Annotated in this window: 33 protein-coding genes and 1 pseudogene; 29 read left to right on the top strand and 5 right to left on the bottom strand. The window is 71.8% G+C overall.

The annotated features are described in order from the left end of the window. Position 1: 1 nt before the first annotated feature. The 15 genes from rplP to ATL31_RS05325 all read left to right on the top strand — a co-directional run bounded on the left by rplP (position 2) and on the right by ATL31_RS05325 (position 7332). Complete coding sequence (rplP, locus tag ATL31_RS05395; RefSeq protein ID WP_055815498.1) at positions 2-421, top strand: 50S ribosomal protein L16; 420 nt, start codon at positions 2-4, stop codon at positions 419-421. After that, the gene (rpmC, locus tag ATL31_RS05390; protein WP_101394871.1) at positions 421-657 is read left to right on the top strand and encodes a 50S ribosomal protein L29; all 237 of its coding nucleotides are present in this window, start codon (positions 421-423) and stop codon (positions 655-657) included. The genes rplP and rpmC overlap by 1 nt, the downstream gene beginning before the upstream one ends. Beyond that, positions 654-944 carry a 30S ribosomal protein S17 gene (gene rpsQ / locus ATL31_RS05385; RefSeq protein WP_101394870.1) on the top strand — a complete coding sequence of 97 codons (291 nt, stop codon included), beginning with the start codon at positions 654-656 and terminating at the stop codon, positions 942-944. Before rpmC ends, rpsQ begins: the two co-directional genes overlap by 4 nt. Before the next feature lie 65 nt (positions 945-1009). Continuing rightward, entirely contained in the window at positions 1010-1378 is a 369-nt protein-coding gene (rplN, locus tag ATL31_RS05380) for a 50S ribosomal protein L14 (RefSeq protein ID WP_055815507.1), read from the top strand. Between the two features lie 3 nt (positions 1379-1381). After that, positions 1382-1726, top strand: coding sequence for a 50S ribosomal protein L24 (gene rplX, locus ATL31_RS05375; protein WP_101394869.1), 345 nt, complete (start codon positions 1382-1384; stop codon positions 1724-1726). Positions 1727-1731: 5 nt separating this feature from the next. Continuing rightward, positions 1732-2292: a 50S ribosomal protein L5 gene (rplE, locus tag ATL31_RS05370; RefSeq protein ID WP_101394868.1), complete on the top strand. Its 561-nt coding sequence runs from the start codon at positions 1732-1734 to the stop codon at positions 2290-2292. A 3-nt stretch (positions 2293-2295) separates the two neighbouring features. Then, positions 2296-2481 carry a type Z 30S ribosomal protein S14 gene (locus ATL31_RS05365; protein ID WP_030526842.1) on the top strand — a complete coding sequence of 62 codons (186 nt, stop codon included), beginning with the start codon at positions 2296-2298 and terminating at the stop codon, positions 2479-2481. A 113-nt stretch (positions 2482-2594) separates the two neighbouring features. Beyond that, positions 2595-2993 carry a 30S ribosomal protein S8 gene (gene rpsH, locus ATL31_RS05360; RefSeq protein WP_101394867.1) on the top strand — a complete coding sequence of 133 codons (399 nt, stop codon included), beginning with the start codon at positions 2595-2597 and terminating at the stop codon, positions 2991-2993. A gap of 12 nt (positions 2994-3005) precedes the next feature. Beyond that, the gene (rplF, locus tag ATL31_RS05355; RefSeq protein ID WP_101394866.1) at positions 3006-3542 is read left to right on the top strand and encodes a 50S ribosomal protein L6; all 537 of its coding nucleotides are present in this window, start codon (positions 3006-3008) and stop codon (positions 3540-3542) included. Positions 3543-3545: 3 nt separating this feature from the next. After that, positions 3546-3920, top strand: a complete 375-nt coding sequence (rplR, locus tag ATL31_RS05350) for a 50S ribosomal protein L18 (protein ID WP_101394865.1) — start codon at positions 3546-3548, stop codon at positions 3918-3920. Positions 3921-3966: 46 nt separating this feature from the next. Beyond that, entirely contained in the window at positions 3967-4617 is a 651-nt protein-coding gene (rpsE, locus tag ATL31_RS05345) for a 30S ribosomal protein S5 (RefSeq protein WP_101394864.1), read from the top strand. Then, a complete protein-coding gene (gene rpmD, locus ATL31_RS05340; protein WP_055815527.1) occupies positions 4617-4799 on the top strand; it encodes a 50S ribosomal protein L30 in 183 nt (60 codons plus the stop codon). Before rpsE ends, rpmD begins: the two co-directional genes overlap by 1 nt. A 2-nt stretch (positions 4800-4801) precedes the next feature. Then, a complete protein-coding gene (gene rplO, locus ATL31_RS05335) occupies positions 4802-5287 on the top strand; it encodes a 50S ribosomal protein L15 (protein ID WP_101397276.1) in 486 nt (161 codons plus the stop codon). Between the two features lie 171 nt (positions 5288-5458). Then, positions 5459-6772: a preprotein translocase subunit SecY gene (gene secY / locus ATL31_RS05330; protein WP_101394863.1), complete on the top strand. Its 1314-nt coding sequence runs from the start codon at positions 5459-5461 to the stop codon at positions 6770-6772. After that, positions 6772-7332: an adenylate kinase gene (locus ATL31_RS05325; RefSeq protein WP_101394862.1), complete on the top strand. Its 561-nt coding sequence runs from the start codon at positions 6772-6774 to the stop codon at positions 7330-7332. The genes secY and ATL31_RS05325 overlap by 1 nt, the downstream gene beginning before the upstream one ends. Positions 7333-7353: 21 nt before the next feature. Here the strand turns inward: ATL31_RS05325 and ATL31_RS16815 are convergent, their stop codons facing one another. Further along, the gene (locus tag ATL31_RS16815) at positions 7354-7605 is read right to left on the bottom strand and encodes a hypothetical protein (RefSeq protein ID WP_245861958.1); all 252 of its coding nucleotides are present in this window, start codon (positions 7603-7605) and stop codon (positions 7354-7356) included. Positions 7606-8149: 544 nt separating this feature from the next. Next, positions 8150-8287 (bottom strand): annotated as a pseudogene (locus ATL31_RS17175) (type IV toxin-antitoxin system AbiEi family antitoxin domain-containing protein); the annotation flags it as partial. Positions 8288-8474: 187 nt separating this feature from the next. Here ATL31_RS17175 and map point away from each other — a divergent pair. The 14 genes from map to ATL31_RS05250 all read left to right on the top strand — a co-directional run bounded on the left by map (position 8475) and on the right by ATL31_RS05250 (position 22231). Next, positions 8475-9320, top strand: coding sequence for a type I methionyl aminopeptidase (gene map / locus ATL31_RS05315; protein ID WP_101394860.1), 846 nt, complete (start codon positions 8475-8477; stop codon positions 9318-9320). A gap of 86 nt (positions 9321-9406) precedes the next feature. Next, on the top strand, positions 9407-11224 hold the full coding sequence (locus ATL31_RS05310; protein WP_101394859.1) for a methylmalonyl-CoA mutase family protein: 1818 nt from the start codon (positions 9407-9409) through the stop codon (positions 11222-11224). Further along, positions 11221-13374, top strand: a complete 2154-nt coding sequence (gene scpA / locus ATL31_RS05305; RefSeq protein ID WP_101394858.1) for a methylmalonyl-CoA mutase — start codon at positions 11221-11223, stop codon at positions 13372-13374. Before ATL31_RS05310 ends, scpA begins: the two co-directional genes overlap by 4 nt. Beyond that, complete coding sequence (meaB, locus tag ATL31_RS05300; protein WP_101394857.1) at positions 13371-14396, top strand: methylmalonyl Co-A mutase-associated GTPase MeaB; 1026 nt, start codon at positions 13371-13373, stop codon at positions 14394-14396. Before scpA ends, meaB begins: the two co-directional genes overlap by 4 nt. Positions 14397-14671: 275 nt before the next feature. Beyond that, a complete protein-coding gene (locus ATL31_RS05295) occupies positions 14672-15340 on the top strand; it encodes a hypothetical protein (RefSeq protein ID WP_101394856.1) in 669 nt (222 codons plus the stop codon). 183 nt (positions 15341-15523) lie between these two features. Further along, positions 15524-15745 carry a translation initiation factor IF-1 gene (gene infA, locus ATL31_RS05290; RefSeq protein WP_013493543.1) on the top strand — a complete coding sequence of 74 codons (222 nt, stop codon included), beginning with the start codon at positions 15524-15526 and terminating at the stop codon, positions 15743-15745. A gap of 30 nt (positions 15746-15775) precedes the next feature. Then, the gene (rpmJ, locus tag ATL31_RS05285; protein ID WP_006592630.1) at positions 15776-15889 is read left to right on the top strand and encodes a 50S ribosomal protein L36; all 114 of its coding nucleotides are present in this window, start codon (positions 15776-15778) and stop codon (positions 15887-15889) included. A 222-nt stretch (positions 15890-16111) separates the two neighbouring features. Next, positions 16112-16489 carry a 30S ribosomal protein S13 gene (gene rpsM, locus ATL31_RS05280; protein WP_101394855.1) on the top strand — a complete coding sequence of 126 codons (378 nt, stop codon included), beginning with the start codon at positions 16112-16114 and terminating at the stop codon, positions 16487-16489. A gap of 56 nt (positions 16490-16545) precedes the next feature. Beyond that, positions 16546-16950 carry a 30S ribosomal protein S11 gene (rpsK, locus tag ATL31_RS05275; RefSeq protein ID WP_055815554.1) on the top strand — a complete coding sequence of 135 codons (405 nt, stop codon included), beginning with the start codon at positions 16546-16548 and terminating at the stop codon, positions 16948-16950. Positions 16951-16985: 35 nt separating this feature from the next. Next, positions 16986-17594, top strand: a complete 609-nt coding sequence (rpsD, locus tag ATL31_RS05270) for a 30S ribosomal protein S4 (protein ID WP_055815557.1) — start codon at positions 16986-16988, stop codon at positions 17592-17594. 149 nt (positions 17595-17743) lie between these two features. Then, the gene (locus tag ATL31_RS05265) at positions 17744-18778 is read left to right on the top strand and encodes a DNA-directed RNA polymerase subunit alpha (protein ID WP_055815560.1); all 1035 of its coding nucleotides are present in this window, start codon (positions 17744-17746) and stop codon (positions 18776-18778) included. A 37-nt stretch (positions 18779-18815) separates the two neighbouring features. Continuing rightward, positions 18816-19553, top strand: a complete 738-nt coding sequence (gene rplQ, locus ATL31_RS05260) for a 50S ribosomal protein L17, sunset domain variant (RefSeq protein ID WP_101394854.1) — start codon at positions 18816-18818, stop codon at positions 19551-19553. A gap of 87 nt (positions 19554-19640) precedes the next feature. Further along, the gene (gene truA / locus ATL31_RS05255) at positions 19641-20486 is read left to right on the top strand and encodes a tRNA pseudouridine(38-40) synthase TruA (protein WP_425440337.1); all 846 of its coding nucleotides are present in this window, start codon (positions 19641-19643) and stop codon (positions 20484-20486) included. Between the two features lie 50 nt (positions 20487-20536). After that, positions 20537-22231, top strand: a complete 1695-nt coding sequence (locus tag ATL31_RS05250) for an ABC-F family ATP-binding cassette domain-containing protein (protein WP_101394852.1) — start codon at positions 20537-20539, stop codon at positions 22229-22231. Between the two features lie 34 nt (positions 22232-22265). Here ATL31_RS05250 and ATL31_RS05245 read toward each other — a convergent pair whose 3' ends face one another. Genes ATL31_RS05245 through ATL31_RS05235 form a run of 3 tightly spaced genes read right to left on the bottom strand, consistent with a single transcriptional unit; the run spans position 22266 to position 24844 of the window. Beyond that, on the bottom strand, positions 22266-22925 hold the full coding sequence (locus tag ATL31_RS05245) for an LmeA family phospholipid-binding protein (RefSeq protein ID WP_101394851.1): 660 nt from the start codon (positions 22923-22925) through the stop codon (positions 22266-22268). A gap of 12 nt (positions 22926-22937) precedes the next feature. Then, positions 22938-24230: an MFS transporter gene (locus ATL31_RS05240; RefSeq protein WP_101394850.1), complete on the bottom strand. Its 1293-nt coding sequence runs from the start codon at positions 24228-24230 to the stop codon at positions 22938-22940. Further along, on the bottom strand, positions 24227-24844 hold the full coding sequence (locus ATL31_RS05235) for an ArsR/SmtB family transcription factor (protein WP_101394849.1): 618 nt from the start codon (positions 24842-24844) through the stop codon (positions 24227-24229). The genes ATL31_RS05240 and ATL31_RS05235 overlap by 4 nt, the downstream gene beginning before the upstream one ends. Positions 24845-25019 lie beyond the last annotated feature (175 nt).

Below are 25019 nucleotides of genomic sequence, written 5' to 3'. Positions count from 1 at the left end.
CATGTTGATTCCCCGTCGAGTCAAGCACCGCAAGCAGCACCACCCGGGTCGCTCGGGTATGGCCAAGGGCGGTACGACCATCGCGTTCGGTGACTACGGCATCCAGGCTCTCGAGCCCGCCTACGTCACCAACCGTCAGATCGAGTCCGCGCGTATCGCGATGACCCGCTACATCAAGCGTGGCGGAAAGGTCTGGATCAACATCTACCCGGACCGTCCCCTCACCAAGAAGCCCGCCGAGACCCGCATGGGTTCCGGTAAGGGTTCGCCGGAGTGGTGGATCGCCAACGTCAAGCCGGGTCGTGTCATGTTCGAGCTCTCCGGTGTCCCGGAGGACGTCGCACGCGAGGCCCTGCGTCTCGCGATGCACAAGCTGCCGATGAAGTGCCGCTTCGTCCGGCGTGAGGGTGGTGACTTCTGATGGCAGTCGGTTCCCAGGACCTGACCCCCACGGAGCTGCGCGGTTTCGAGGACGACCGTCTGGTCGACGAGCTGCGCAAGGCCAAGGAGGAGCTGTTCAACCTCCGTTTCCAGTCGGCCACCGGCCAGCTGGACAGCCACGGCCGGCTGCGTGCCGTCCGCAAGGACATCGCCCGCATCTACACCGAGATGCGCGAGCGCGAGCTCGGCATCGGCGTGAAGGGTGCGGCCAAGTGAGTGAGAAGAAGGACGAGACCGTGACCACCACGATCGACCGCCAGGACCGCAAGACCCGCCAGGGCTACGTGGTCAGCGACAAGATGGACAAGACCGTCGTGGTCGAGGTCGAGGACCGCGTCAAGCACGCGCTCTACGGCAAGGTCATCCGCCGCTCGAGCAAGGTCAAGGCCCACGACGAGGGCAACGCCGCCGGTGTCGGCGACCGCGTCCTCATCATGGAGACCCGGCCGCTGTCCGCGACGAAGCGCTGGCGCGTCGTCGAGATCCTCGAGAAGGCCAAGTAAGCCCGACGTTCGGCCAGGCTCCACGCCTGCGCGTGGAGAACCAGCACGACATCTAGGAGATAACAGTGATCCAGCAGGAGTCGCGACTTCGAGTCGCCGACAACACCGGTGCGAAGGAGATCCTCTGCATCCGTGTGCTCGGTGGCTCCGGCCGCCGGTACGCCGGGATCGGCGACACCATCGTCGCCACCGTCAAGGACGCGATCCCCGGTGGCAACGTCAAGAAGGGTGACGTCGTCAAGGCCGTCATCGTCCGGACCAAGAAGGAGCGCCGTCGCGCCGACGGTTCCTACATCAAGTTCGACGAGAACGCCGCCGTCATCCTCCGCGCCGACGGCGACCCGCGTGGAACGCGCATCTTCGGCCCGGTGGGCCGCGAGCTGCGCGAGAAGCGCTTCATGAAGATCATCAGCCTTGCCCCGGAGGTGCTCTGAGCCATGGCGAACAAGATCAAGAAGGGCGACACCGTGCAGGTGCTCGCCGGCAAGGACAAGGGCAGCACGGGCAAGGTCATCGCGGTCAACCGTGAGACCCAGCGCGTCACCGTCGAGGGCGTCAACCGCGTCACGCGGCACACCAAGGCCGGCGAGTCGGGCCGCGGCAGCCGCACCGGTGGTCTCGTCGTCCAGGAGTCCCCGATCCACGTGAGCAACGTCGCGATCGTCGACCCCTCCGACAAGAAGCCCACCCGGATCAAGACCCGCGTCGAGACCGTCGAGCGGGACGGGCGCCAGAAGGCGACCCGCATCCGCGTCGGCGCGCGCTCGGGCAAGGACCTGTGAGAGAGATGGCTGACACTGCAACCACGCCGCGGCTGAAGTCGCGCTACCAGGACGAGATCAAGGGCGCCCTGCAGGACCAGTTCGGCTACGCGAACGTCATGCAGATCCCCGGTGTCGTCAAGGTCGTCGTCAACATGGGTGTGGGTGACGCCGCCAAGGACAGCAAGCTGATCGACGGCGCCGTCCGCGACCTCACCGCGATCACCGGCCAGAAGCCGGTGGTCACCAAGGCGCGCAAGTCCATCGCCCAGTTCAAGCTCCGCGAGGGCATGCCCATCGGTGCGCACACGACGCTGCGCGGCGACCGGATGTGGGAGTTCCTCGACCGTCTCGTGACGGTCGCCCTCCCGCGAATCCGTGACTTCCGCGGCCTCTCGCCGCGGCAGTTCGACGGCAACGGGAACTACACCTTCGGTCTGACCGAGCAGTCGATGTTCCACGAGATCGACCAGGACAAGATCGACCGGGTCCGCGGCATGGACATCACGGTCGTCACGACCGCGACGAACAACGACGAGGGGCGCGCGCTGCTCAAGGCGCTCGGCTTCCCGTTCAAGGAGAACTGAGCCATGGCCAAGACCGCCCTCGTCAACAAGGCGAACAAGAAGCCGAAGTTCGCTGTCCGCGGCTACACCCGCTGCCAGCGCTGCGGCCGTCCGCACTCGGTCTACCGCAAGTTCGGCCTCTGCCGGATCTGCCTCCGGGAGATGGCCCACGCGGGCGAGCTGCCCGGTGTCACCAAGTCCAGCTGGTAAGCAGTCCCCCCGCCGCATCCGCGGCACCCTGACCACAAGACCATCTACAGCGCAGGTCCGCCGGGAGCATCACCCCCGGAGGAAACCGCGGTGAGAGAGGGCGGAGAAGCCCAATGACCATGACAGACCCGATCGCGGACATGTTGACCCGCGTCCGGAACGCCAACTCGGCGCACAAGGACGATGTCTCCATGCCGTTCTCGAAGCTCAAGAGCCACATCGCGGAGATCCTCGAGGCCGAGGGTTACATCGCGGGTTGGACCGTGGAGGACGCAGAGGTCGGCAAGACCCTGACCGTCCAGCTGAAGTACGGCCCGAACCGTGAGCGCTCCATCGCCGGCCTGCGCCGCGTGAGCAAGCCCGGCCTGCGCGTCTACGCCAAGTCCACCAACCTGCCCAAGGTTCTCGGTGGCCTCGGTGTCGCGATCATCTCGACGTCCTCCGGCCTGCTGACCGACCGTCAGGCCGCCAACAAGGGTGTGGGTGGGGAAGTCCTCGCCTACGTCTGGTAAGGGGTAGCAGACATGTCGCGAATCGGACGTCTCCCCGTCTCCGTGCCCTCCGGTGTCGACGTGACCGTCAACGGTCAGACCGTCACCGTCAAGGGCCCCAAGGGCGAGCTCAGCCACACCGTGGCCGAGCCGATCACCGTCGAGCAGAACGACGGCACGCTCGAGGTCAAGCGCCCCAACGACGAGCGCACCGCGCGCTCGCTGCACGGCCTGACCCGCTCGCTCATCAACAACATGGTCCTCGGTGTCACCGACGGCTACGAGAAGAAGCTCGAGATCCACGGCACCGGTTACCGCGTGCTCGCCAAGGGCTCCAACCTCGAGTTCGCTCTCGGGTACTCGCACTCGATCACCGTCGAGCCGCCGGCCGGGATCACCTTCGCGGTCGAGAACCAGACCCGGTTCTCGGTCCAGGGCATCGACAAGCAGCTCGTCGGCGAGGTCGCCGCGAACATCCGCAAGCTCCGCAAGCCCGACCCGTACAAGGGCAAGGGTGTCCGCTACGCGGGCGAGCAGATCCGCCGCAAGGTCGGAAAGGCTGGTAAGTAAGCCATGGCCATGATCGTCAAGCGCGCCAAGGGCAAGGTCGCCGCGCGCGGCCGCCGCCACTTCCGCGTCCGCAAGGTCGTCACCGGTACCGCGGGTCGTCCGCGCCTGGTCGTCTCGCGCAGCTCGCGCCACGTCTTCGTCCAGGTCGTCGACGACACCACCAGCCGTACCCTCGCGTCGGCGTCGACCATGGAGGCCGACGTGCGCACCCTCGAGGGTGACAAGCGCGAGAAGGCCAAGAAGGTCGGCGAGCTCGTGGCCGAGCGCGCCAAGGCCGCCGGTGTCGAGGCGGTCGTGTTCGACCGCGGCGGCAACAAGTACCACGGTCGCGTCGCCGCGATCGCGGACGGTGCACGGGAAGGCGGACTGTCGCTGTGAGCCACCCCGCCCGTACCACCACGAACGTCGAGAAGAGGAACATCTGATGCCAGGACCCCAGCGTCGAGGCACCGGGCCGGCCACCGGCGGCACCGCCGAGCGTGGCGACCGCCGCGGCGGTCGTGACGGCGGCCGCGGAGGCCGCGACTCCCGCGAGGCCGAGAAGAGCCAGTACCTGGAGCGCGTCGTCACGATCAACCGTGTGGCGAAGGTCGTCAAGGGTGGGCGCCGGTTCAGCTTCACCGCGCTCGTCGTCGTCGGTGACGGCGACGGCACCGTCGGTGTCGGCTACGGCAAGGCCAAGGAGGTGCCCGCGGCGATCGCCAAGGGTGTCGAGGAGGCGAAGAAGAACTTCTTCCGCGTCCCGCGCATCCAGGGCACCATCCCCCACCCGGTCCAGGGTGAGGCCGCCGCCGGCGTCGTCATGCTCCGCCCCGCCAGCCCCGGTACCGGTGTCATCGCCGGTGGCCCGGTGCGCGCGGTGCTCGAGTGCGCCGGCATCCACGACGTGCTGTCCAAGAGCCTCGGCTCGGACAACGCGATCAACATCGTCCACGCGGTCGTCGCGGCCCTCAAGGGCCTCGAGCGCCCCGAGGCGGTCGCGGCCCGTCGTGGCCTGCCCGTCGACCGCGTCGCCCCTGCGGCGATGCTGCGTGCCCAGGCCGCCGGCCTGGCCGAGGCCAAGGCGGGTGCATGATGAGCCGTCTGAAGGTCACCCAGACCCGTTCGGGTATCGGGGGCAAGCAGAACCAGCGCGACACCCTGCGGTCCCTGGGTCTGAAGCGCATCGGCGACGTCGTCGTCAAGGAGGACCGTCCCGAGATCCGCGGGATGGTCAACACGGTCACGCACCTCGTGGCCGTCGAGGAGGTGGAGTGATCATGGCCGACACCAAGGCCACGAAGGCCGCGGGCCGCGAGGCGTCCGCGCTGAAGGTGCACCACCTGCGCCCGGCGCCGGGTGCCAAGTCCGCCAAGATCCGCGTCGGTCGCGGTGAGGGTGGCAAGCGGGGCAAGACCGCCGGTCGCGGTACCAAGGGCACCAAGGCGCGCTACCAGGTGCCTGCGGGCTTCCAGGGTGGTACCACGCCGCTGCACATGCGCTTCCCGAAGCTGCGCGGGTTCAAGAACCCGTTCCGCACCGAGTACCAGGTCGTGAACCTCGACCGCCTCTCGGCGCTCTACCCCGACGGCGGCGACGTCTCCGTCGAGGACCTCGTCGCCAAGGGCGCCGTCCGTGACGGGTTCCCCGTCAAGGTGCTCGGCACCGGCGACATCAGCGTCAAGGTGGCCGTGACCGCGCACGCGTTCTCGGCCAGCGCCAAGGAGAAGATCGAGGCGGCGGGCGGCTCGGCGACCACCGCCTGACGCCCACCCCATGACCGCGTGACGCAGGGCCGGCCCCGGAGGAGTCCCTCCGGGCCGGCCCTGCGCCGCGTCGGACCCGCCGCCGGTACCTGGGACCCCCGAACCGGCAGGTATGTTGTGACGGATCGTTGACGACGCGGGCCTACCCGGACCGCACTTCTGGAGGACCCTGTGCTGACCGCATTCGGCCGCGCGTTCAAGACGCCCGACCTGCGCAGGAAGCTGCTGTTCACGCTGGCCATCATCGTGATCTTCCGGCTCGGCTCGCACGTCCCAGTGCCCGGCGTCAGCTACACGCTGGTGCAGAAGTGCATCGCGGGGGCCGACAGCAGCAACCAGCTGCTGGGGCTGATCAACCTCTTCAGCGGCGGCGCGCTCCTCCAGCTGTCGATCTTCGCGCTGGGGATCATGCCGTACATCACGGCCAGCATCATCGTCCAGCTGCTCACCGTGGTGATCCCGCGGTTCGAGGCCCTCAAGAAGGAGGGCCAGGCGGGCCAGACGAAGATGACGCAGTACACGCGCTACCTCACCATCGGCCTCGCGATCCTGCAGAGCTCGACCCTGATCACCTTCGCCCAGAACCCGGCGACGTTGTTCAACAACCCGGCCTGCACCAACATCCTCGCGGACCGGTCGATCGTGACCATCCTGATCATGGTCCTGACGATGACCGCCGGTACCGGCATGGTCATGTGGCTCGGCGAGCTCGTCACCGACAAGGGGGTCGGCAACGGCATGTCCCTGCTGATCTTCACGTCGATCGCCGCGCAGTTCCCGGCCTCGCTCTGGGGCATCCAGCAGCGCTCCGGCGTGGGCGTCTTTCTCGGCGTCATCGCCCTCGGCTTCGTGGTCATCGCCCTGGTCGTCTTCGTCGAGCAGAGCCAGCGCCGCATCCCGGTGCAGTACGCCAAGCGGATGGTCGGGCGCCGGGTCTACGGCGGAACGTCCACCTACATCCCGCTCAAGGTCAACATGGCCGGTGTCATCCCGGTCATCTTCGCGAGCTCGCTGCTGACCCTGCCGACGTTGGTCGCGCAGTTCAACCAGGGCCCCAACGGGGTCAACCCGGGCTGGGTCGACTGGATCCAGGCGCACCTGGTGCGTGGCGACCACCCGTACTACATGGCCCTCTACACGGGCCTGATCCTGTTCTTCACGTTCTTCTACGTGTCGATCACGTTCAACCCGACCGAGGTCGCCGACAACATGAAGAAGTACGGCGGCTTCATCCCGGGTATCCGGGCCGGGCGACCCACGGCCGAGTACCTCAACTACGTCCTCACCCGGATCACCGTGCCGGGCGCGATCTACCTCGCGCTGATCTCGCTCCTCCCGCTCATCGCGCTGGTCCTGGTGAACGCGAACCAGAACTTCCCCTTCGGCGGCACCTCGATCCTCATCATCGTGGGTGTCGGCCTGGAGACGGTCAAGCAGATCGAAGCCCAGCTGCAGCAGCGCCACTACGAAGGGTTCCTCCGCTGATGCGTCTGATCATCCTCGGCCCCCCCGGTGCCGGTAAGGGCACCCAGGCCGCGCGGATCGCCGAGCACCACGGCATCCCCGCCATCTCCACCGGCGACATCTTCCGGGCCAACATCAAGAACGAGACCGAGCTCGGCACCCAGGTCAAGGAGATCCTCGCCTCCGGTGGCTACGTCTCCGACGAGATCACCAACGCCATCGTCGAGGACCGGCTGGCCCAGGACGACTGCGCGCCCGGCTTCCTGCTCGACGGCTACCCCCGCACCCTGGCCCAGGTCGACGCCCTGGACGCGATGCTGGCCGCCCACGGCCACTCGCTCGACCGCGTGCTCGAGCTCACCGTCGACGACGAGGTCGTCGTCGGCCGGCTGCTGAAGCGGGCCGAGGTCGAGGGCCGCGACGACGACACCGAGGACGTCATCCGCGAGCGGATGGGCATCTACCACCGCGAGACCCGCCCGCTGTCGCAGACCTACCGCGAGCGCGGCCTGCTGGTCGACGTCGACGGCGACGGTGCGGTCGACGAGGTCACCACGCGCATCCTGACCGCGCTGGGCTGAGCCACCCTGCGTGACACCCGGTCATTGACCCGCGAGCGCCCGCCGGCGGAGGGTCGCCCGGGTGCGCGCAGCCCGGATGCGGCGCGCCACCTCGGCCGGGTCGGCGAGGTCGGCCCACACCAGGCGGACCACCTCGTACCCGAGGTCGACGATGGCCGACTCCCGGAGCTTCTCGGCGGCCAGTGCCGCACGCCCGTCGGCGCCCTCGTACTTGACGAGGCCGTCGAACTCCACGACGACCAGGCCGTCGACGAGGAAGTCGACCCGGCACACCAGGGCCCGGGGCGCGCAGCGGCACCTGTGACGTGACGTCGAAGCCCAGGTCCCCGAGCAGGATCCGCGTCCGCGTCTCGCCCACGGACTCACTGGCGGGATCGGTCAGGGCGATGGCGCGGGCCGCCGCATCCCGGTGGTGCTCCGCAAGCAGCGGCACCGCCGAACGCAGCTCCTCCACCGTGCAGCGGCGGTCGTGGAGGGCGTCGTCCAACGAGCAGACCGCCGGGACCACACCCGAACCGCCGGCGACCTGCACCAGCGCCGTGGGCAGCAGCACGACGTTGACCCCCGATGCTCGGTCGGCCACGATCCCGCGGCCCGGGTGGGTCCGAAGGCCGGAGCGCACCCGAGGCGCCTTCACCTGCCCGACGACGTCGACGGTTGTCAGGTCGACGCCGTAGGTATCGACCCGGTGCAGGAGCACGGCCGCATGGTGGCTGGCGGCGTCGAGGCCCGGGCGGGTTCGCAGGATCGCCCGCGTGCGCTGGCGGTAGCGCTCGTCGGGATCGGCGGCGTCGTAGGCCGACCGCAGGACGTACGCCCCCCGCCGCACCCGCACGAGCTGACCACTGCGCACCCAACCGTCGAGCTGGACCGCGCTGACCCCGACCCGGGCCGCATCCGTGGACGACACCACCCCGGCCTGGGCGGTGAGCAGCGTCGTGAGTCGGTCGTCCATGGGTCGACGCTGCCGGGTCGGCTGGCGCTGCGCCAGCGCCGGTCGGACGCCTGTGGACAACGGGCACGCAGGACTTCGGATGCCACGCAGCAACTGCAGCGTGGCATCCGAAGTGCTGCGTCAGCGGCCGCGCGGGCGGCGGGCGCCGATGCGGGGGAGCGGGGCCTGCGCCGGTAGGGTCTGGCCCGTGGGACTGTTCAGCCGCGACCGCTGCGAGGGCAAGACGCCCGAGCAGCTGGCCATGATGCGCACCGCCGGGCTGCTGGTGGGGCGCACCCTCGAGCTGCTGGTGCGCGAGGTACGGCCCGGGATGACGACCCTCGAGCTCGACACCCTGGCCGAGACGCACATCCGCGACCACGGCGGCATCCCGAACTTCCAGCTCGTGCCGGGCTATCGGCACACCCTGTGCACCTCGGTCAACGACGAGATCGTGCACGGCATCCCGGGCGAGCGCGTCCTGGTCGAGGGTGACCTGCTCTCGGTCGACTGCGGTGCCGAGGTACGCGGATGGAACGGCGACGCGGCGGTGAGCCTGGTCGTCGGCGGCCGGGAGGCCGGGCGCCGCGAGGATCTCGAGCTGGTCGACGACGCCGAGGCTTCTCTGTGGGCCGGCATCGGGGCCCTGCGGGTCGGCGGGGGGCTCTACGACGTGGGCGCCGCGGTCGAGGACTCGCTCACCGAGTCCGGCACCCGGCGCGGGCGCGAGTACGGCATCGTCGAGGACTACGTGGGTCACGGCATCGGCACCTCGATGCACATGGACCCTCAGGTGCCCAACTACCGCGTGTCCGGCCGCAGCCCGCGGGTCGTCGACGGGCTCACCATCTGCATCGAGCCCATGGTCACGCTCGGCGACCAGGACAACACCGTCCTCGAGGACGAGTGGACCGTGGTCTCCAAGGACGGCTCACGGGCCGCCCACTGGGAGCACTCGGTCGCCGTCACCGAGGCCGGCCTGTGCGTCCTGACCGCCGTCGACGGCGGACGGGCGCGGCTCGGCGAGCGCTTCGCCGACATCGCGGCCGGCTGACCCCGACGGGTGACCGATCTCTCGCTGAGCGAGGGGTGGGGCGTGGCTAGGGTGAACGACGTGCACCGACGCCACGAGGAGGGCCGATGACGCCGTCGACCGACGCGGGGAGCCTGTCGCTCGCCGACGGCTTCGAGCCGCGCAGCAGTGAGGACTGGCAGCGCCTGGTCGCCACCGTGCTCGACAAGCGCCGCACCGACGGCGGCCACACGGCCCCCGACGACGCCGAGGCGGCGCTGGTCACCGCGCTCGACGGCGGCGTCGAGACCCGCGGCCTCTACCTGCGCACCGACCGCGTGCTGGGCGTGCCGGCCGCGATGCCGTTCACGCGCGGGCGGGCCCTGCGCGACGCCAGCGTGCCGTGGGACGTCCGCCAGCTGCACGACGACCCCGACGCCGCCCGCAGCCGGGCCGCCGTCCTCGACGACCTCGAGCACGGCGTCACCTCGGTGTGGGTGCACGTCGGCGAGGACGGCGTGGCCCCCGCCGACCTGGCCGAGGTGCTGGCCGATGTCCGCCTCGACCTCGCGCCGGTGGTGGTGTCGTCGTGGAGCGACCCGGCCGGTGCCGCGCGCGCCCTCCTGGCGGCCGTGGGGGAGCGCCCGAGCGTCGGCGGCAACCTCGGCCTCGACCCGTTCGCCGCGGCCCTGCGCACCGGCACCGCCCCCGACCTCACCGACCTCGCCCCGCTGGTGCGCGAGCTCGCCTCTCGGCCGGGCTGGCGGGCCGTCACCCTCGACGCCCGCGTGCTGCACGACGCCGGCGCCACCGAGGTCGACGCGCTCGCGGCGGCGGTCGCCTCGGGGGTCGCCCTGCTGCGCCACCTCGAGGCCGAGGGGGTCGCACCGGTCGAGGCGTTCGGGCACGTCGAGCTGCGGCTGCCCGCCACCGCCGACCAGTTCCTCACCGCCGCCACCCTGCGGGCCGTGCGACGCGTCTGGGCCCGGGTCGGCGAGGCCATGGGGGTGCCCGAGGCCGACCGCGGGCTGCGCACCCACGCGGTGACGAGCCTGCGGATGGCGACCCGCGACGACCCCTTCGTCAACGTGTTGCGCAGCACCCTGGCGGTGTTCGGCGCGTCGATGGGCGGGGCGGACGCCGTGACCGTGCTGCCCCACGACACCGTGTCCGGCCTGCCCGAGCGCTTCTCGCGCCGCCTGGCCCGCAACACCCAGGTGGTGCTGGCCGACGAGGCCAACATCGGGCGGGTCGCCGACCCCGGCGGGGGCTCCTGGTACCTCGAGTCCCTCACCGACGACGTGGCCACGGCCGTCTGGTCGCGCTTCCAGGAGGTCGAACGCGCCGGCGGGGTGCCGGCCGCGATCGACGACGGCCTCTTCGCCCGGTGGGTCGAGCAGGCCCGGGCCGAGCGCGAGCCCGGGGTGGCCACGCGCGAGCGGCCGCTCACCGGCGTCTCGACGTTCCCCGACGCCACGGCGACCGCGCTCGAGCGCCGGGCCCGGGCCGGCCTGACGCTGCGCGACGGCGCCCTCGTGCCGCACCGCGACGCCGAGCCCTTCGAAGCCCTGCGCGACCGGGCCCGCACCCTCGACAGCCCCGCCGTGACGCTCCGGGCGCTGGGCAGCCCCCGCGACTCCGGCGCCCGCCGGCTCTTCGCCGTCAACCTCCTCGCCGCCGGTGGCCTGACGACCACCGACGACCCGGCCCCGGTCGCCGTCATCGCGTCGAACCGCGCGGGGTACGCCGCGCACGGTGCCGCGGCGGTCGCCGAGCTGCGGGCCGCCGGTGCCAGCCACGTGCTGGTGGCCGGCCGGGCGGGCGAGCTCGGTGACGCCGCCGGCGCGGTCGACGGCGAGCTCTACGACGGGATGGACGTGGTGGCCGTGCTCTCGGACCTGCTCGACCGGCTCGGTGCCCCGGCGCAGGCGGGGGAGGCGCGATGAGCGGCATCCCGGACTTCACCGGCCTCGGGCTCGGTGCGGGGGAGCCTTCGCCGGCCCCCGTGCCCACAGCAGCCTCGTGGAGGACCCCGGAGGGCATCGAGGTGCCCCCGCTGTACACCGAGCGCGACCTCGAAGGCCTGGACTTCCTCGACACCGTGCCCGGCGCCCCGCCCTACCTGCGCGGGCCCTACCCGACGATGTACACGACCCAGCCGTGGACCATCCGCCAGTACGCGGGCTTCTCGACGGCCGAGGAGTCCAACGCCTTCTACCGGCGCAACCTCGCGGCCGGGCAGAAGGGCCTGTCGGTGGCGTTCGACCTCGCGACCCACCGCGGCTACGACTCCGACCACCCGCGGGTGGCGGGCGACGTGGGGATGGCCGGGGTCGCGATCGACTCCATCCTCGACATGCGCATCCTCTTCGACGGCATCCCGCTCGACGAGATGTCGGTGTCGATGACGATGAACGGAGCCGTCATCCCCGTCCTGGCGCTCTATGTGGTCGCGGCCGAGGAGCAGGGGGTGAGCCCGGACCGCCTGACGGGGACCATCCAGAACGACATCCTCAAGGAGTTCATGGTCCGCAACACCTACATCTACCCGCCCGAGCCGTCGATGCGGATCATCAGCGACATCTTCGCCTTCACCAGCCAGGAGATGCCGCGCTTCAACTCCATCTCGATCTCCGGGTACCACATGCAGGAGGCCGGGGCCACGCAGGACCTCGAGCTGGCCTACACCCTGGCCGACGGGGTCGAGTACATCCGGGCCGGGCAGGCCGTGGGGCTCGACGTCGACCGGTTCGCCCCCCGCCTGTCGTTCTTCTGGGCCATCGGGATGAACTTCTACATGGAGGTCGCCAAGCTGCGCGCGGCCCGGCTGCTCTGGGCCCGCCTCGTGCGCGCGCAGGGGGCCACGAACCCCAGGTCGCTCTCGCTGCGCACCCACTGCCAGACCTCCGGCTGGTCGCTGACGGCGCAGGACGTGTTCAACAACGTGGTGCGGACCTGCGTCGAGGCGATGGCGGCCACCCAGGGCCACACGCAGAGCCTGCACACCAACGCCCTCGACGAGGCCATCGCGCTCCCCACGGACTTCTCGGCCCGGATCGCGCGCAACACCCAGCTGGTGCTGGCGCAGGAGTCGGGCACGACCCGCGTCATCGACCCGTGGGGCGGCTCGGCCTACGTCGAGCGGCTCACCCACGACCTCGCCCGGCGGGCCTGGGCCCACATCGAGGAGGTCGAGGCCGCCGGCGGGATGGCCAAGGCCATCGAGGCCGGCATCCCCAAGCTCCGCATCGAGGAGGCCGCCGCGCGCACCCAGGCGCGCATCGACTCCGGGCAGCAGCCGGTCATCGGCGTCAACCGCTACCCGGTCGACGAGGACGAGCCCATCGAGGTGCTCCGGGTCGACAACGGCGCCGTGCGTGCGAGGCAGGTGGCCCGCCTCGAGCGGCTGCGGGCCGAGCGCGACGAGGAGGCCTGCTCGGCCGCCCTGGCCCGGATGACCGCGGCCGCGAAGGCCGGCTCCGACGGCACCCTCGCCACCAACCTGCTGGCGCTGGCCGTCGACGCCGCCCGCGCCCGTGCCACCGTCGGCGAGATGTCGGCGGCGATGGAGGAGGCCTTCGGCCGCTACACCGCCCAGATCCGTACCATCGGGGGCGTGTACAGCGCCGAGGCGGGGGACGACAGCGCCGTCCACGAGGCCCAGGGCGCCGTCGAGGCGTTCGAGGAGGCGCAGGGCCGCCGCCCGCGGATCCTCGTGGCGAAGATGGGCCAGGACGGCCACGACCGCGGGCAGAAGGTCATCGCCACCGCGTTCGCCGACCTCGGCTTCGACGTCGACGTGGGGCCGCTGTTCCAGACCCCCGAGGAGGTCGCCCGCCAGGCCGTCGAGGCCGACGTGCACGTCGTCGGGGTCAGCTCGCTGGCGGCCGGGCACATGACCCTGGTGCCCGCGCTGCGCGCCGCGCTCGACGCCCTCGACCGCGAGGACCTGATGATCGTGGTCGGCGGCGTCATCCCCGAGCAGGACCACGAGGCGCTGCGGGCCGCCGGGGCCGACGCCATCTACCCGCCGGGCACGGTCATCAGCCGGGCCGCGGTGTCCCTCGTCGCCGAGCTGCGCGAGCGGCTGGGGTGAGGCCGCCGGTCCCGGTCGAGACCCTCGTGGCCGGCGTGCGCGAGGGTTCGCGCCAGGCGGTGGCCCGCGCCATCACCCTGCTGGAGTCGAGCCGCGCCGACCACCGCGAGCAGGCGCGTGAACTGCTGGCCGCGCTCGCCGACGCCACCGGGGGAGCGGTGCGGGTCGGGGTGACCGGGGTCCCCGGCGCCGGCAAGTCGACCTTCGTCGACGCCCTGGGCGTCCGCCTCGTCGAGCGGGGGCACCGGGTGGCGGTGGTGGCGGTCGACCCCAGCTCACGGCGCACCGGCGGCTCCATCCTCGGCGACCGCACCCGGATGGCCGCGTTGGCCGCCTCACCCGACGCCTTCGTGCGGCCCAGCCCCTCGGGCCGCCACCTCGGGGGCGTGGCCCGCGCCACCCGCGAGTCGATGCTGGTCCTCGAGGCCGCCGGTTACGACGTCGTGGTCGTCGAGACCGTGGGGGTGGGACAGAACGAGATCGCCGTCTCCGAGATGGTCGACACCTTCCTGCTGCTCACCCTCGCCCGGGCCGGCGACCAGCTCCAGGGCATCAAGCGCGGCATCCTCGAGCTGGCCGACGTCATCGCCGTCAACAAGGCCGACGGCGACGGCGAGAACCCCGCCAAGGGGGCGGCGCGCGAGCTGGCGGGCGCCATGCGGCTCATGATGCCCGGCGCCGACACCCGCCGCCCGCCGGTGCTCACCTGCTCGGCGCTCACCGGGGCCGGGCTCGACGAGGTGTGGCAGGCCGTGCTCGACCACCGCGCGTACCTGGGCGAGCACGGGTCGCTCGAGGCGCGAAGGGCCCGCCAGCAGCAGGACTGGATGTGGGCGATGGTCGACGCCTCGCTCACCGACGGGGTGCGCCGCAGCCCGTCGGTGCTCGCGGAGCGTGACCGGCTCGAGGCCGCGGTGCGCGACGGGGACCTGAGCGCGGTGGAGGGCACCGCGCGGGTGCTCGGGCTCTACGCCCAGGACCTGCGCGCGCAGGGCCCGCCGGCGGAGCCGGACCGGGGCTGACGCCGGCCCGGCGCAGCCGTTCGGGCCGCGGCACCACCCAACGGCCGATGCCGCGCGCCGGACGGGGGAGCCGCGTTCCACCGAAGGGCCGGACCTCGCGGCGGGTGACCTCGGGGCGGGCCGGCGCCCCAGCATCATCGCTGGCACGGCTCGACCCGACCGTCACACCCGTCGCTCTGCCATCCCCTGCCCCCTCCTCATCACCGGACGTGCGGTCGCCCCGGTCTCGACCCCGGGTCCCCGAGCCCTTCCCTGCACCCTCGAAGGAGCTCCCTGTGCGTACCCCTGCATCCGCACGTCTGCTGTGCGTCCTCGCCTCGTCCCTCGTGCTCGTCGCCGGGATGGCCGCTCCGGCCCTGGCGGCCAAGGGTGGCGGCGGCACGTCAGGCAAGCCCGGCAGGACCACCACGACCGTCCTGACCGGCGCCGCGGCCATCCGCGCCGCCCACGACGCCACCTGCCCGCTGGTGGTCGAGGCCACCGACTGCTCGAGCCTGACGGTGAACATCGTCGACGCCGGCAACACCGGGTGGGCCGCGCAGGCCAGCCCGGCCACCGCCACCGTCACCTACAACAGCTACTACGCCGCCAGCCAGGCCGACTGGGCCCTGGTCGTCGCGCACGAGGTCGGTGGCCACGTCGACGCGTGGAACGAGATCGTCGCCGCGGTCGGCACCACCCAGGCCTGGACCGACTACTACGACCTCGACGGGTTCGCCGCCTCGTGGGCGCCGGCCCGCTGGAGCGCCACGACGGGGACCACCCGCGCCTTCACGAGCACCGACGCCAAGGAGGCCTACCTCGACTGCGCCGGGCCGGTGGCGCACGGCTACCGCGCCAACTACCTGTACCTCTGGGGCCTGACCACGACGGCGCAGCAGCAGACGTTCTGCCAGGGCGCCGACGCCGTGATGACCTCCGCGCTCACCTCCGTTCGGGGCTGAGGCGGGACCGCGGACGCCGCCGGGCCCGCGGATTTCCTCCCGAGCCCTCGCCTGGCGTACTATCGAACGTCGGTCACGTGTGCGTCCCAGCATGGGTGTGTCCCTGCAGGGAGCAGAACGGGGCCGATTTCCATGGGTGGTCCGCCGTGAGCGATGGGCCGCCCAACGGCGGATTGAGAGGGTATGGCCAAGAAGGACGGCGTCATCGAGATCGAGGGCACGATCGTCGAGGCACTCCCGAATGCGATGTTCCGGGTAGAGCTGAGCAACGGTCACAAGGTGCTCGCGCACATCTCCGGCAAGATGCGGCAGCACTACATCCGGATCCTCCCCGAGGACCGTGTGGTGGTGGAGCTGAGCCCGTACGACCTGACACGCGGCCGCATCGTCTTCCGGTACCGCTGAGATCCGAACCGACGAGACAGCGAAGGCGACATGAAGGTTCAGCCGAGCGTCAAGAAGATCTGTGACAAGTGCAAGGTGATCCGCCGCAACGGTCGGGTCATGGTCATCTGCGAGAACCTGCGCCACAAGCAGCGCCAGGGCTGACGCGAGTCAGACGCAGTGACCGCCCCTCACGGGGCCGCACGGGTCCACGATCCGAGCAGACGCAGTACACAGAAGCACGCAGCACCCGACCCCCGACGGGCCACCTGATCGCAGGTGGGCGCGGGACGTCACCCCCGGCCCGGAGGCCGGGGACCGGACCAGGATGGGCCGGACCGGTGCTGTGCCAGACCTCCGGACAACCAGAAAAGGAAACCATCCCAGATGGCACGTCTGATGGGAGTCGACCTCCCGCGCGAGAAGCGCGCCGAGGTCGCACTGACCTACATCTTCGGAGTCGGTCGGACCAGTGCGCAGAAGGCCCTCGCGGCCACCGGTGTCGACCCGAACGTCCGGGTCAAGGAGCTCGGTGACGACGACCTGGTCAAGCTGCGCGACTGGATCGAGGACAACCTCAAGGTCGAGGGTGACCTGCGGCGCGAGGTCGCCGCGGACATCCGCCGCAAGGTCGAGATCGGGTCCTACGAGGGCCTCCGTCACCGCCGGGGCCTGCCCGTGCGGGGCCAGCGCACCAAGACCAACGCGCGCACCCGCAAGGGTCCCAAGCGCACCGTGGCCGGCAAGAAGAAGGCCGGTAAGTGACCTGCGGCTGAGCCGCGTCACACCACTCCACCCGAAGACTTCGTAGGAGAACACATATGCCTCCCAAGGGCCGCACGACCGGCGCCAAGAAGGTGCGCCGCAAGGAGAAGAAGAACGTCGCGGTGGGCCAGGCCCACATCAAGAGCACGTTCAACAACACGATCATCTCGATCACCGACCCCACCGGGGCCGTCATCGCCTGGGCCTCCGCGGGCCAGGTCGGCTTCAAGGGCTCGCGCAAGTCCACCCCGTTCGCCGCGCAGACCGCCGCCGAGGCCGCTGCCCGTCGTGCCATGGAGCACGGCATGCGCAAGGTCGACGTCTTCGTCAAGGGCCCCGGTTCCGGTCGCGAGACCGCCATCCGGTCCCTGACCGCCGCCGGCCTCGAGGTCGGTTCGATCTCGGACGTCACCCCCCAGCCGCACAACGGCGTCCGCCCGCCCAAGCGCCGCCGCGTCTGAGCGACCGACAGACTTCGCGAAAGGTATAGAGACACATGGCCCGTTACACCGGACCCATCACGAAGAAGTCGCGTCGCCTCAAGACCGACCTCGTCGGTGGTGACAAGAACTTCGAGCTCCGCCCGTTCCCGCCCGGCCAGCACGGCCGCCGCCGGATGCAGGAGAAGGAGTACCTCACCCAGCTGCAGGAGAAGCAGAAGGCCCGCTTCACCTACGGCGTCATGGAGAAGCAGTTCCGTCGGTACTACAAGGAGGCGGCCAACCGCCCCGGCAAGACCGGCGAGAACATCCTCACCATCCTCGAGTCGCGCCTCGACAACGTCGTGTACCGCGCCGGCCTGGCGCGCACCCGTCGCCAGTCGCGTCAGCTCGTGACCCACGGCCACTTCGAGGTCAACGGCAAGCGCGTCGACGTGCCCAGCTACCGCGTCGAGCAGTACGACATCATCACGGTGCGCAAGCAGTCGGTCGAGGCCTTCCCGATCCAGCTGGCCCGCGAGACCTTCGGCGAGCGCCCGATCCCGGCATGGCTCCAGGTCGTGCCCGGCACGCTGCAGATCCTCGTGCACCAGCTGCCCACCCGGGCGCAGATCGACACCGTGCTCACCGAGCAGCTCATCGTCGAGTTCTACTCCAAGAACTGACCCATCGTCCGCGGCACCGGCCTCCTCTCGGGGTGGCCGGCGCCGCGGACGCAGCCTGACCCACGGACCGAGTGGGGGCAGGAGCCGGGGTCGCGCCCGGCGTACACGCGGCGTCAAATAGCGGTCGCCCGTGGGAAGGAAGAACCACCGTGCTCATCGCACAGCGTCCCGTCCTCAGTGAGAGCGTCGTCTCCGACAACCGGAGCCGCTTCGTCATCGAGCCCCTCGAGCCCGGCTTCGGCTACACGCTCGGCAACACCCTCCGTCGCACCCTGCTCTCGAGCATCCCGGGCGCGGCCGTCACCAGCATCCGCATCGACGGGGTGCTCCACGAGTTCTCCACGATCCCCGGGGTCAAGGAGGACGTCACCGAGATCATCCTGAACATCAAGACCCTCGTCGTCTCCTCCGAGCACGACGAGCCGGTCGTGATGTACCTGCGCAAGCAGGGCGCCGGCCCCGTCACCGCCGCCGACATCGCCCCGCCGGCCGGGGTCGAGGTCCACAACCCCGACCTGCACATCGCGACGCTCAACGACAAGGGCACCGTCGAGATGGAGCTCACCGTCGAGCGTGGCCGCGGCTACGTCTCCGCCGTCCAGAACAAGGCCGGCGACCAGGAGATCGGCCGCATCCCGGTCGACTCGATCTACAGCCCGGTCCTGAACGTGACCTACAAGATCGAGGCCACCCGCGTCGAGCAGCGCACCGACTTCGACCGCCTCGTCATCGACGTCGAGACCAAGAGCTCGATGGCCCCGCGCGACGCGCTGGCCTCGGCCGGCAAGACCCTCGTCGAGCTGTTCGGCCTGGCCCGTGAGCTCAACGTCGAGGCCGAGGGCATCGACATGGGCCCGTCGCCCACCGACGCCGCGCTCGCCGCCGACCTGGCGCTGCCCATCGAGGATCTCGACCTCACCGTCCGGTCCTACAACTGCCTCAAGCGCGAGGGCATCCACACCGTGGGTGAGCTCGTGGGTCGCAGCGAGGCCGACCTGCTCGACATCCGCAACTTCGGCGCGAAGTCGATCGACGAGGTCAAGGCCAAGCTGGTCGGCATGGGTCTGGCCCTCAAGGACAGCCCCCCCGGGTTCGACCCGAGCCTGATCGCCGACCGCTACGACGACTTCACCTTCGGTGAGGGCGAGGACGACTCGGCGTTCGCCGAGGACGAGCAGCTCTGACCCACGCCTCCAGGCAGAAAAACCAAGGAGATACGCAATGCCCACCCCCACCAAGGGTCCCCGTCTCGGAGGCGGTCCCGCTCACGAGCGGCTCATCCTCGCGAACCTCGCGACCTCGCTCTTCGAGCACGACCGCATCACGACCACCGAGGCCAAGGCCAAGCGCCTGCGCCCGCTGGCCGAGCGGCTCGTGACCTTCGCCAAGCGCGGCGACCTCTCGGCCCGTCGCCGGGTCATGACCGTCATCCGTGACAAGGGCGTCGTGCACCGCCTGTTCGTCGAGATCGGCCCCGACATGGCCGAGCGCCCCGGCGGCTACACCCGCATCACCAAGATCGGCCCGCGCAAGGGCGACAACGCCCCCATGGCGGTCATCGAGCTCGTCCGCGAGCCCGTCGCCAAGAAGGCCACCGTCAAGGAGGCCGAGGGCGCGACCAAGCGTGCGGCCAAGGACGACGCGGCCAAGCGCGCGGCCGCCCAGGCCGAGTCCAAGGAGGCCGCGGCCGAGACCAAGGCCGCGGAGGACGCGGAGGCCGGCGACACCGCCGCCACCGAGCTCCCCGCGGGCGCGGTCGCCGCGGCCGAGGACGGCAGCGCCCCCGACGGCTACACCGTCAAGGGCAACGCCGACTCCGGCAAGTACCACGTCGAAGGCTCGCAGTGGTACGACCAGACGGTCGCCGAGTTCTGGTTCAAGGACGCGGAGGCCGCCGAGGCCGCCGGGTTCGAGCCGGCCGGTGGCGCCGCCAAGCAGCAGGTCGAGGACGAGGCCTGAGCCTCCCCTCGTCCGTCCCGTGAACGGCCCCTCTCCCCGCGTGGGAGAGGGGCCGTCGCGCGTGCGCCCTACGCTGGGGCGATGACCGTGCGGCTCCGGCTCGACCTCGCGTACGACGGCACGGCGTTCTCGGGCTGGGCCGCCCAGCCCGGGATGCGCACGGTCGAGGGGGTGCTGTCGCAGGCCCTGACGACGGTGCTGCGCGCCCCCGACCCGGTGCGCCTCACCGTGGCCGGTCGCACCGATGCGGGGGTTCACGCCCGCGGCCAGGTGGCGCACGCCGACGTCGACGCGGCGGCCTACGCGGCGCTGCCCGGGCGCTCGGACCGGGCGCCGGGGGCCGCCGCCGTCACGCGCCTCAACGGGGTGCTGCCGGGCGACGTCGTGGTGCACGCCGTGGCTCCCGCCGCGCCCGGCTTCGACGCCCGCTTCTCGGCCCTGCGGCGCCGCTACCGCTACCGGGTGCTCGACGACCCGGCGGCCCTGGACCCGCTGCGCCGCCACGACACCGTGGTGGTCCGCGACCGGCTCGACGCCCCGGCCATGGACGCCGCGGCGCGGCAGCTGACCGGGCTGCGCGACTTCGCCGCCTTCTGCAAGCGCCGTGAGGGCGCCGGCACCGTGCGTACCCTGCTCGAGTACTCCTGGCAGCGCGGTGACGACGGCGTGCTCGAGGCGACCGTCGTGGCCGATGCCTTCTGCCACTCGATGGTGCGTGCGCTCGTCGGCGCCGTGGTGCCGGTGGGGGAGGGGCGCCGTCCTCGGGAGTGGCCGGCGCAGGTGCTGACCGCCGGCGTGCGCGACCCGGCCGTGAAGGTCATGCCGGCCCACGGGCTCTCGCTCGAGGAGGTCACCTACCCGGCCGACGACGAGCTCGCCGCCCGCGCGCGGGAGGCCCGCGCCGTCCGCACCCTGCCGGGCCGAGGGGCGTAGCCGGAAAGTGCGTGGAGCGGGCGGCCCCCCATCGGGGAGGATGGTCCCTCGTGGGACACCTCGACATCGGCTCCGTGAGCTTCTCGCTGCCCGACGGCCGGCCGCTGCTGCGGGACGTGAGCTTCCGGGTGGGCGAGGGGGCCAAGGTCGCTCTCATCGGACCCAACGGCACCGGGAAGACGACGCTGCTGCGGATCCTCGCCGGCGACCTCACGGCATCCGACGGCGCGGTCACCCGCAGCGGCGGCCTCGGGGTGATGCGGCAGTTCATCGGCCAGGTCCGCGACGGCTCCAGCGTGCGGGACCTGCTGGTGTCGGTGGCTCCCGAGCCGGTGCGCCGGGCGGCCGCCGAGGTCGAGCGCACCGAGCTCGCGATGATGGAGCGCGAGTCCGAGCAGGACCAGCTCGACTACGCCCAGGCCCTCTCGGACTGGGGCGACGTGGGGGGCTACGAGTGGGAGACCCTCTGGGACGTCTGCACCGTCGCTGCCCTGGGGGTGCCGTTCGAGCAGGCGCAGTGGCGCCAGGTCACGACCCTCTCGGGTGGTGAGCAGAAGCGCCTCGTGCTCGAGGCGCTCCTGCGGGGGCCCGAGGAGGTCCTCCTGCTCGACGAGCCCGACAACTACCTCGACGTGCCGGCCAAGCGCTGGCTCGAGGAGCGGCTCCTGGAGTCGCCCAAGACGGTGCTGTTCGTCAGCCACGACCGCGAGCTGCTCGACCGCGTCGCCACCCGCATCGCGACCCTCGAGCCGGCCCACGGCGGCAACTCGGTGTGGGTGCATCCCGGCCGCTTCTCGACCTACGAGCAGGCCCGGTCCGACCGCAACGACCGCCTCGACGAGCTGCGCCGCCGCTGGGACGAGGAGCACGTCAAGCTCAAGGAGCTCGTCGTCATGTACCGGCAGAAGGCGACCTTCAACGACGGGCTCGCCTCCCGCCTGCGGGCGGCCGAGACCCGGCTGCGCAAGTTCGTCGAGGCCGGGCCGCCCGAGGCGGTGCCGCTGCGCCAGAAGGTGACGATGCGGCTCAGTGGCGGGCGCACCGCCAAGCGGGCCGTCGTGGTGACCGGGCTCGAGCTGAAGGTCGACGGGCAGCGGCTGGTGCAGCCCTTCGACGCCGAGCTCTGGTTCGGCGAGCGGGTCGGCATCCTCGGCAGCAACGGCTCGGGCAAGTCGCACTTCCTGCGCCTGCTGGCCGCGGGCGGCAGCGACCCCGACCGCGAGCACGAGCCGGTGGGCGACATCCGCCCCCCTGCGGTCGAGCACGCGGGGCGGGTGGTGCTGGGGTCGCGGGTGCGGCCCGGCTGGTTCGCGCAGACCCACGACCACGCGGCCCTGCACGGGCGGACCCTCCTGGAGATCCTGCACCGCGGCGACGAGCACCGCGCCGGGATGCCGCGCGAGCTCGCCGCCCGCGCGCTCGACCGCTACGGCCTGGCCGCGGCCGCCGAGCAGGCCTTCGACTCGCTCTCGGGCGGCCAGCAGGCCCGGCTGCAGATCCTGCTGCTCGAGCTGTCGGGGGCCACCCTTCTCCTGCTCGACGAGCCCACCGACAACCTCGACCTGCACTCGGCCGAGGCCCTCGAGGACGCCCTCGCCGCCTTCGAGGGGACCGTGGTGGCAGTCACCCACGACCGCTGGTTCGCCCGCGGCCTCGACCGCTTCCTGGTGTTCCGCCAGGACGGCACCGTGGCCGCCACCGACGAGCCGGTGTGGGACGAGGGCCGGGTGGCGCGCTCGCGGTGACACCCGGACGCCCGCCTCGCCGAGGGCGCCCGGCTCAGCGACCGACGGTGACGTCGGCCCCGTCCAGCGCCACCGCGAAGCCGGACGGGGTCGTCGTCACCTTCCGCAGCACGAGGCCGGCGGGGACTCCGGGTACGGGCTGGCGGATCGTGACCAGGGCGCGGGCGGCCGCGCCGGCGATGGCGTCGAGGAAGGCCGGGCCGCCGAGGTCGACGGTCTCGGGCTCGATCAGCAGCTGCCCACGGTCGGCTCGCACGGTGCCGGTGGCCCGGATGGTGACGGTGCGCCCGAACAGCGTCGCGCGGCGCTGGACGCCGGCCCGCCCGTCGGGGGCGGCGTAGACGGTCGTCCCCGAGCCGATCTGTTCGGCCACCGTGGCGAAGGGCACCGTGGCGTCGACCGCGAGGGTGTCGGCGTGCATCCCGTCGGCGCCGAAACGCACCCCGGTCCCCCGGGCGCGGACGCCGGCGAGGTCACCCTCGGCCGAGACCAGGTCGCGGCTGGTGAGGTCGACCGAGCCGAGCCAGGTCTCGTCGGCGGCCAGGTCGGTCGGGGGAGCCGCCGTGCCGGACGGGGTGGCCGACGGGCGCGGCGCGGCCGGGGCGGTCCCGGAGCCGACGGAGACCAGCAGGACGGCGGCGGCGACCACCAGGACGACGAGGGTCGTGACGACTCCGAGGAGGAACTGCTTCATCGCGCCAGCCTGTCACGCGGGGGCGGGCACCGCCGTGCTCCGTCGCCGCTCACGGTGAAGGGCGGGCAGGTAGAGGACCACCCCGAGCAGGCTGAAGGTGCCGGCGGTGACCATCGCGACCCCGAGGCCCGCGTGGTCGGCGAGCGCGCCGACCGCGGGCGCCGCCACGGCGAACGCGAGGAAGGCCACCATCGAGTTCATCGACAGCACCGTGGAGCGGTTGCCCGCGTCGGCCTCGCGGTGGAGCAGCGCGGCGTGCGGGGCGCCGTTCATCCCGTGCATCGAGTAGGTGAAGAGGTATGCGGCGACGAGCCCCACCGGGCCCACGGCGAGCCCCATCACGACCGCCCCGAGCGCGTTGAGCACCCGGCCGAGCATCGCGGCGCGGGCCACCCCGAGGCGCCCGGAGGCGACGCCGGCCAGCCAGGAGCCGGCCGCGAAGATGCCCCAGCCCGCGGCCGCGACCGGCCCGACGACGGCGCCGGCGGCGCGGGCCGACCCCAGCAGCTCCTCGAGCCGCAGGGGCATCAGCGACTCGAACACGATCATCCCGACCGACCAGAAGAGCTCGACCCCGACGAGCGCCAGCAGCACCCGGTTGGTGCCGAGCAGGCGTACCCCGTCGGCGACCACGCGGGGGGAGCGGCGCCCCTCGACCAGGGCCTCGCGCAGGCGGGCGCGCCGGTCGCCGGCGGCCGGCCGCGGCTCGTGCACGAGGAGGGCCGCCGCCACCAGGTGCACGACGTTGAGGGTGGCGAAGACCCAGACGGCGGTGTCGAGGGCGTGCCCGGGGTGGCCCAGCCGCGCGGCGGGGTCCCACCAGATGAGGCCGCCGGAGACGAGCGCGCCGACGGCGATGGCGCCGCCGAGGATGGTGCCGGTGCGCGAGAGCTGGCGGTCCACGTCGGCCCCCGGGCTCTCGGCGTGGACGGTGTCGACGAACCACGCTTCGAGGGGCCCGGAGTCGAGAGCCCGGAAGGTGCCCGTGAGCACGGCGGCGACGGCGAACGTGACGAAGGAGTCGGCCAGGGCGTAGGCGATCCCGGCGGCCACGTTCACCGCGGCGGCGGCGAGGTAGACCGGGCGGCGGCCCACCGCATCGGCGAAGCCACTGGTCGGCAGCTCGAGCAGGAAGGTCGTGACGCCGGTGACCGACGCGATGGTGGCGGCCTCGGTGATGGTGAGGCCGCGCCCGGTCTGCACCAGCAGCAGGATGCCGACGACGAGGCCGACCGGGAACCAGCGGGTCCCGGTGAGGAGGTAGAGCCGGCGCTGGGCCTCCCGGGCCGTGAGCGGCGCGGTCATCCGCGCTCGCCCCCGCGCGGGGCCCGGTCGAGGTCGATGGGGTAGAGCACGGTGTACGTGGCCACCCGGCGCGCCTCCGGGTTGCCCTGCCCGACCCGGCGGTACCGGCTGACGACGTCGGCCAGCTCGCGGCGCATCGCCTCGGCCTGCTCCGCGGTGGCCAGGACGTAGGAGTCGCTGAGGCCGAGCGCGTCGCGCCAGTCGAGCGGCCAGGCCTGCTCGACGTCGAGCCAGCGCTCGTAGCGGTCGGTGAGGTGGCGGATGTAGTCGCGCGAGAGCCAGTTCAGCGCGGTCTCCGCGTCCTCGTCGCCGGCCATGTCGGAGGCCCAGTACGAGTGCGAGTGGGTGGCGGCACGCCACAGCCTCCGCTTGCCCTCGCCCTCACCGGTGTCCTCGACCAGCCCGATCGTCTCCAGCCGGCGCAGGTGGTAGCTGGTGGCGCCGGAGTTGGTGCCGAGCGTGCCGGCGAGGTCGGTGGCCGTGGCCGGGCCGGCGAGCCGGAGCGTGGACAGCAGACGCGAGCGCAGGGGATGCGCCAGCACCTTCAGGGCGGCGCCGTCGAGCCGGATGCCGGTGTAGTCGGGGTCGGGCGACGAGGGCGGAGAAGTGGCCATGCGTGCACAATACCTCTGCACACTTCCTGTGCACAAGAGGTGTGCACAATGGTCATGCAGTGGCGTATGTGCAGGTGGGAAGGGGTGACCGGGGCCGTGAACAGTGATTTCGTAGCGCGTCGGCGAGCCCCTAAACTGGGTGATGTTGTGCCGTGCGCCCCCGCGAGGGACGCGA

Origin of the sequence: Phycicoccus duodecadis (assembly GCF_002846495.1) — a bacterium.
GTDB classification, from domain to species: domain Bacteria; phylum Actinomycetota; class Actinomycetes; order Actinomycetales; family Dermatophilaceae; genus Phycicoccus; species Phycicoccus duodecadis.
The sequence above is the reverse complement of the archived record's forward strand: the minus strand, read 5'-3'. Positions and strand labels throughout refer to the sequence as shown.

Coding starts and splice junctions, on each gene's coding strand:
- rplO (WP_101397276.1), top strand. CDS start 4,802: ATGGCCGACACCAAGGCCACGAAGGCCGCGGGCCGCGAGGCGTCCGCG.
- ATL31_RS05240 (WP_101394850.1), bottom strand. CDS start 24,230: ATGACCGCGCCGCTCACGGCCCGGGAGGCCCAGCGCCGGCTCTACCTC.
- ATL31_RS05310 (WP_101394859.1), top strand. CDS start 9,407: ATGACGCCGTCGACCGACGCGGGGAGCCTGTCGCTCGCCGACGGCTTC.
- rplF (WP_101394866.1), top strand. CDS start 3,006: ATGTCGCGAATCGGACGTCTCCCCGTCTCCGTGCCCTCCGGTGTCGAC.
- ATL31_RS05365 (WP_030526842.1), top strand. CDS start 2,296: ATGGCCAAGACCGCCCTCGTCAACAAGGCGAACAAGAAGCCGAAGTTC.
- rpmC (WP_101394871.1), top strand. CDS start 421: ATGGCAGTCGGTTCCCAGGACCTGACCCCCACGGAGCTGCGCGGTTTC.
- rpsM (WP_101394855.1), top strand. CDS start 16,112: ATGGCACGTCTGATGGGAGTCGACCTCCCGCGCGAGAAGCGCGCCGAG.
- rplE (WP_101394868.1), top strand. CDS start 1,732: ATGGCTGACACTGCAACCACGCCGCGGCTGAAGTCGCGCTACCAGGAC.
- scpA (WP_101394858.1), top strand. CDS start 11,221: ATGAGCGGCATCCCGGACTTCACCGGCCTCGGGCTCGGTGCGGGGGAG.
- rplQ (WP_101394854.1), top strand. CDS start 18,816: ATGCCCACCCCCACCAAGGGTCCCCGTCTCGGAGGCGGTCCCGCTCAC.
- ATL31_RS05235 (WP_101394849.1), bottom strand. CDS start 24,844: ATGGCCACTTCTCCGCCCTCGTCGCCCGACCCCGACTACACCGGCATC.
- rplX (WP_101394869.1), top strand. CDS start 1,382: ATGGCGAACAAGATCAAGAAGGGCGACACCGTGCAGGTGCTCGCCGGC.
- ATL31_RS05245 (WP_101394851.1), bottom strand. CDS start 22,925: ATGAAGCAGTTCCTCCTCGGAGTCGTCACGACCCTCGTCGTCCTGGTG.
- rpsK (WP_055815554.1), top strand. CDS start 16,546: ATGCCTCCCAAGGGCCGCACGACCGGCGCCAAGAAGGTGCGCCGCAAG.
- rpmD (WP_055815527.1), top strand. CDS start 4,617: ATGAGCCGTCTGAAGGTCACCCAGACCCGTTCGGGTATCGGGGGCAAG.
- ATL31_RS05325 (WP_101394862.1), top strand. CDS start 6,772: ATGCGTCTGATCATCCTCGGCCCCCCCGGTGCCGGTAAGGGCACCCAG.
- rplP (WP_055815498.1), top strand. CDS start 2: ATGTTGATTCCCCGTCGAGTCAAGCACCGCAAGCAGCACCACCCGGGT.
- rpsE (WP_101394864.1), top strand. CDS start 3,967: ATGCCAGGACCCCAGCGTCGAGGCACCGGGCCGGCCACCGGCGGCACC.
- rpmJ (WP_006592630.1), top strand. CDS start 15,776: ATGAAGGTTCAGCCGAGCGTCAAGAAGATCTGTGACAAGTGCAAGGTG.
- rpsH (WP_101394867.1), top strand. CDS start 2,595: ATGACCATGACAGACCCGATCGCGGACATGTTGACCCGCGTCCGGAAC.
- rpsD (WP_055815557.1), top strand. CDS start 16,986: ATGGCCCGTTACACCGGACCCATCACGAAGAAGTCGCGTCGCCTCAAG.
- infA (WP_013493543.1), top strand. CDS start 15,524: ATGGCCAAGAAGGACGGCGTCATCGAGATCGAGGGCACGATCGTCGAG.
- rplR (WP_101394865.1), top strand. CDS start 3,546: ATGGCCATGATCGTCAAGCGCGCCAAGGGCAAGGTCGCCGCGCGCGGC.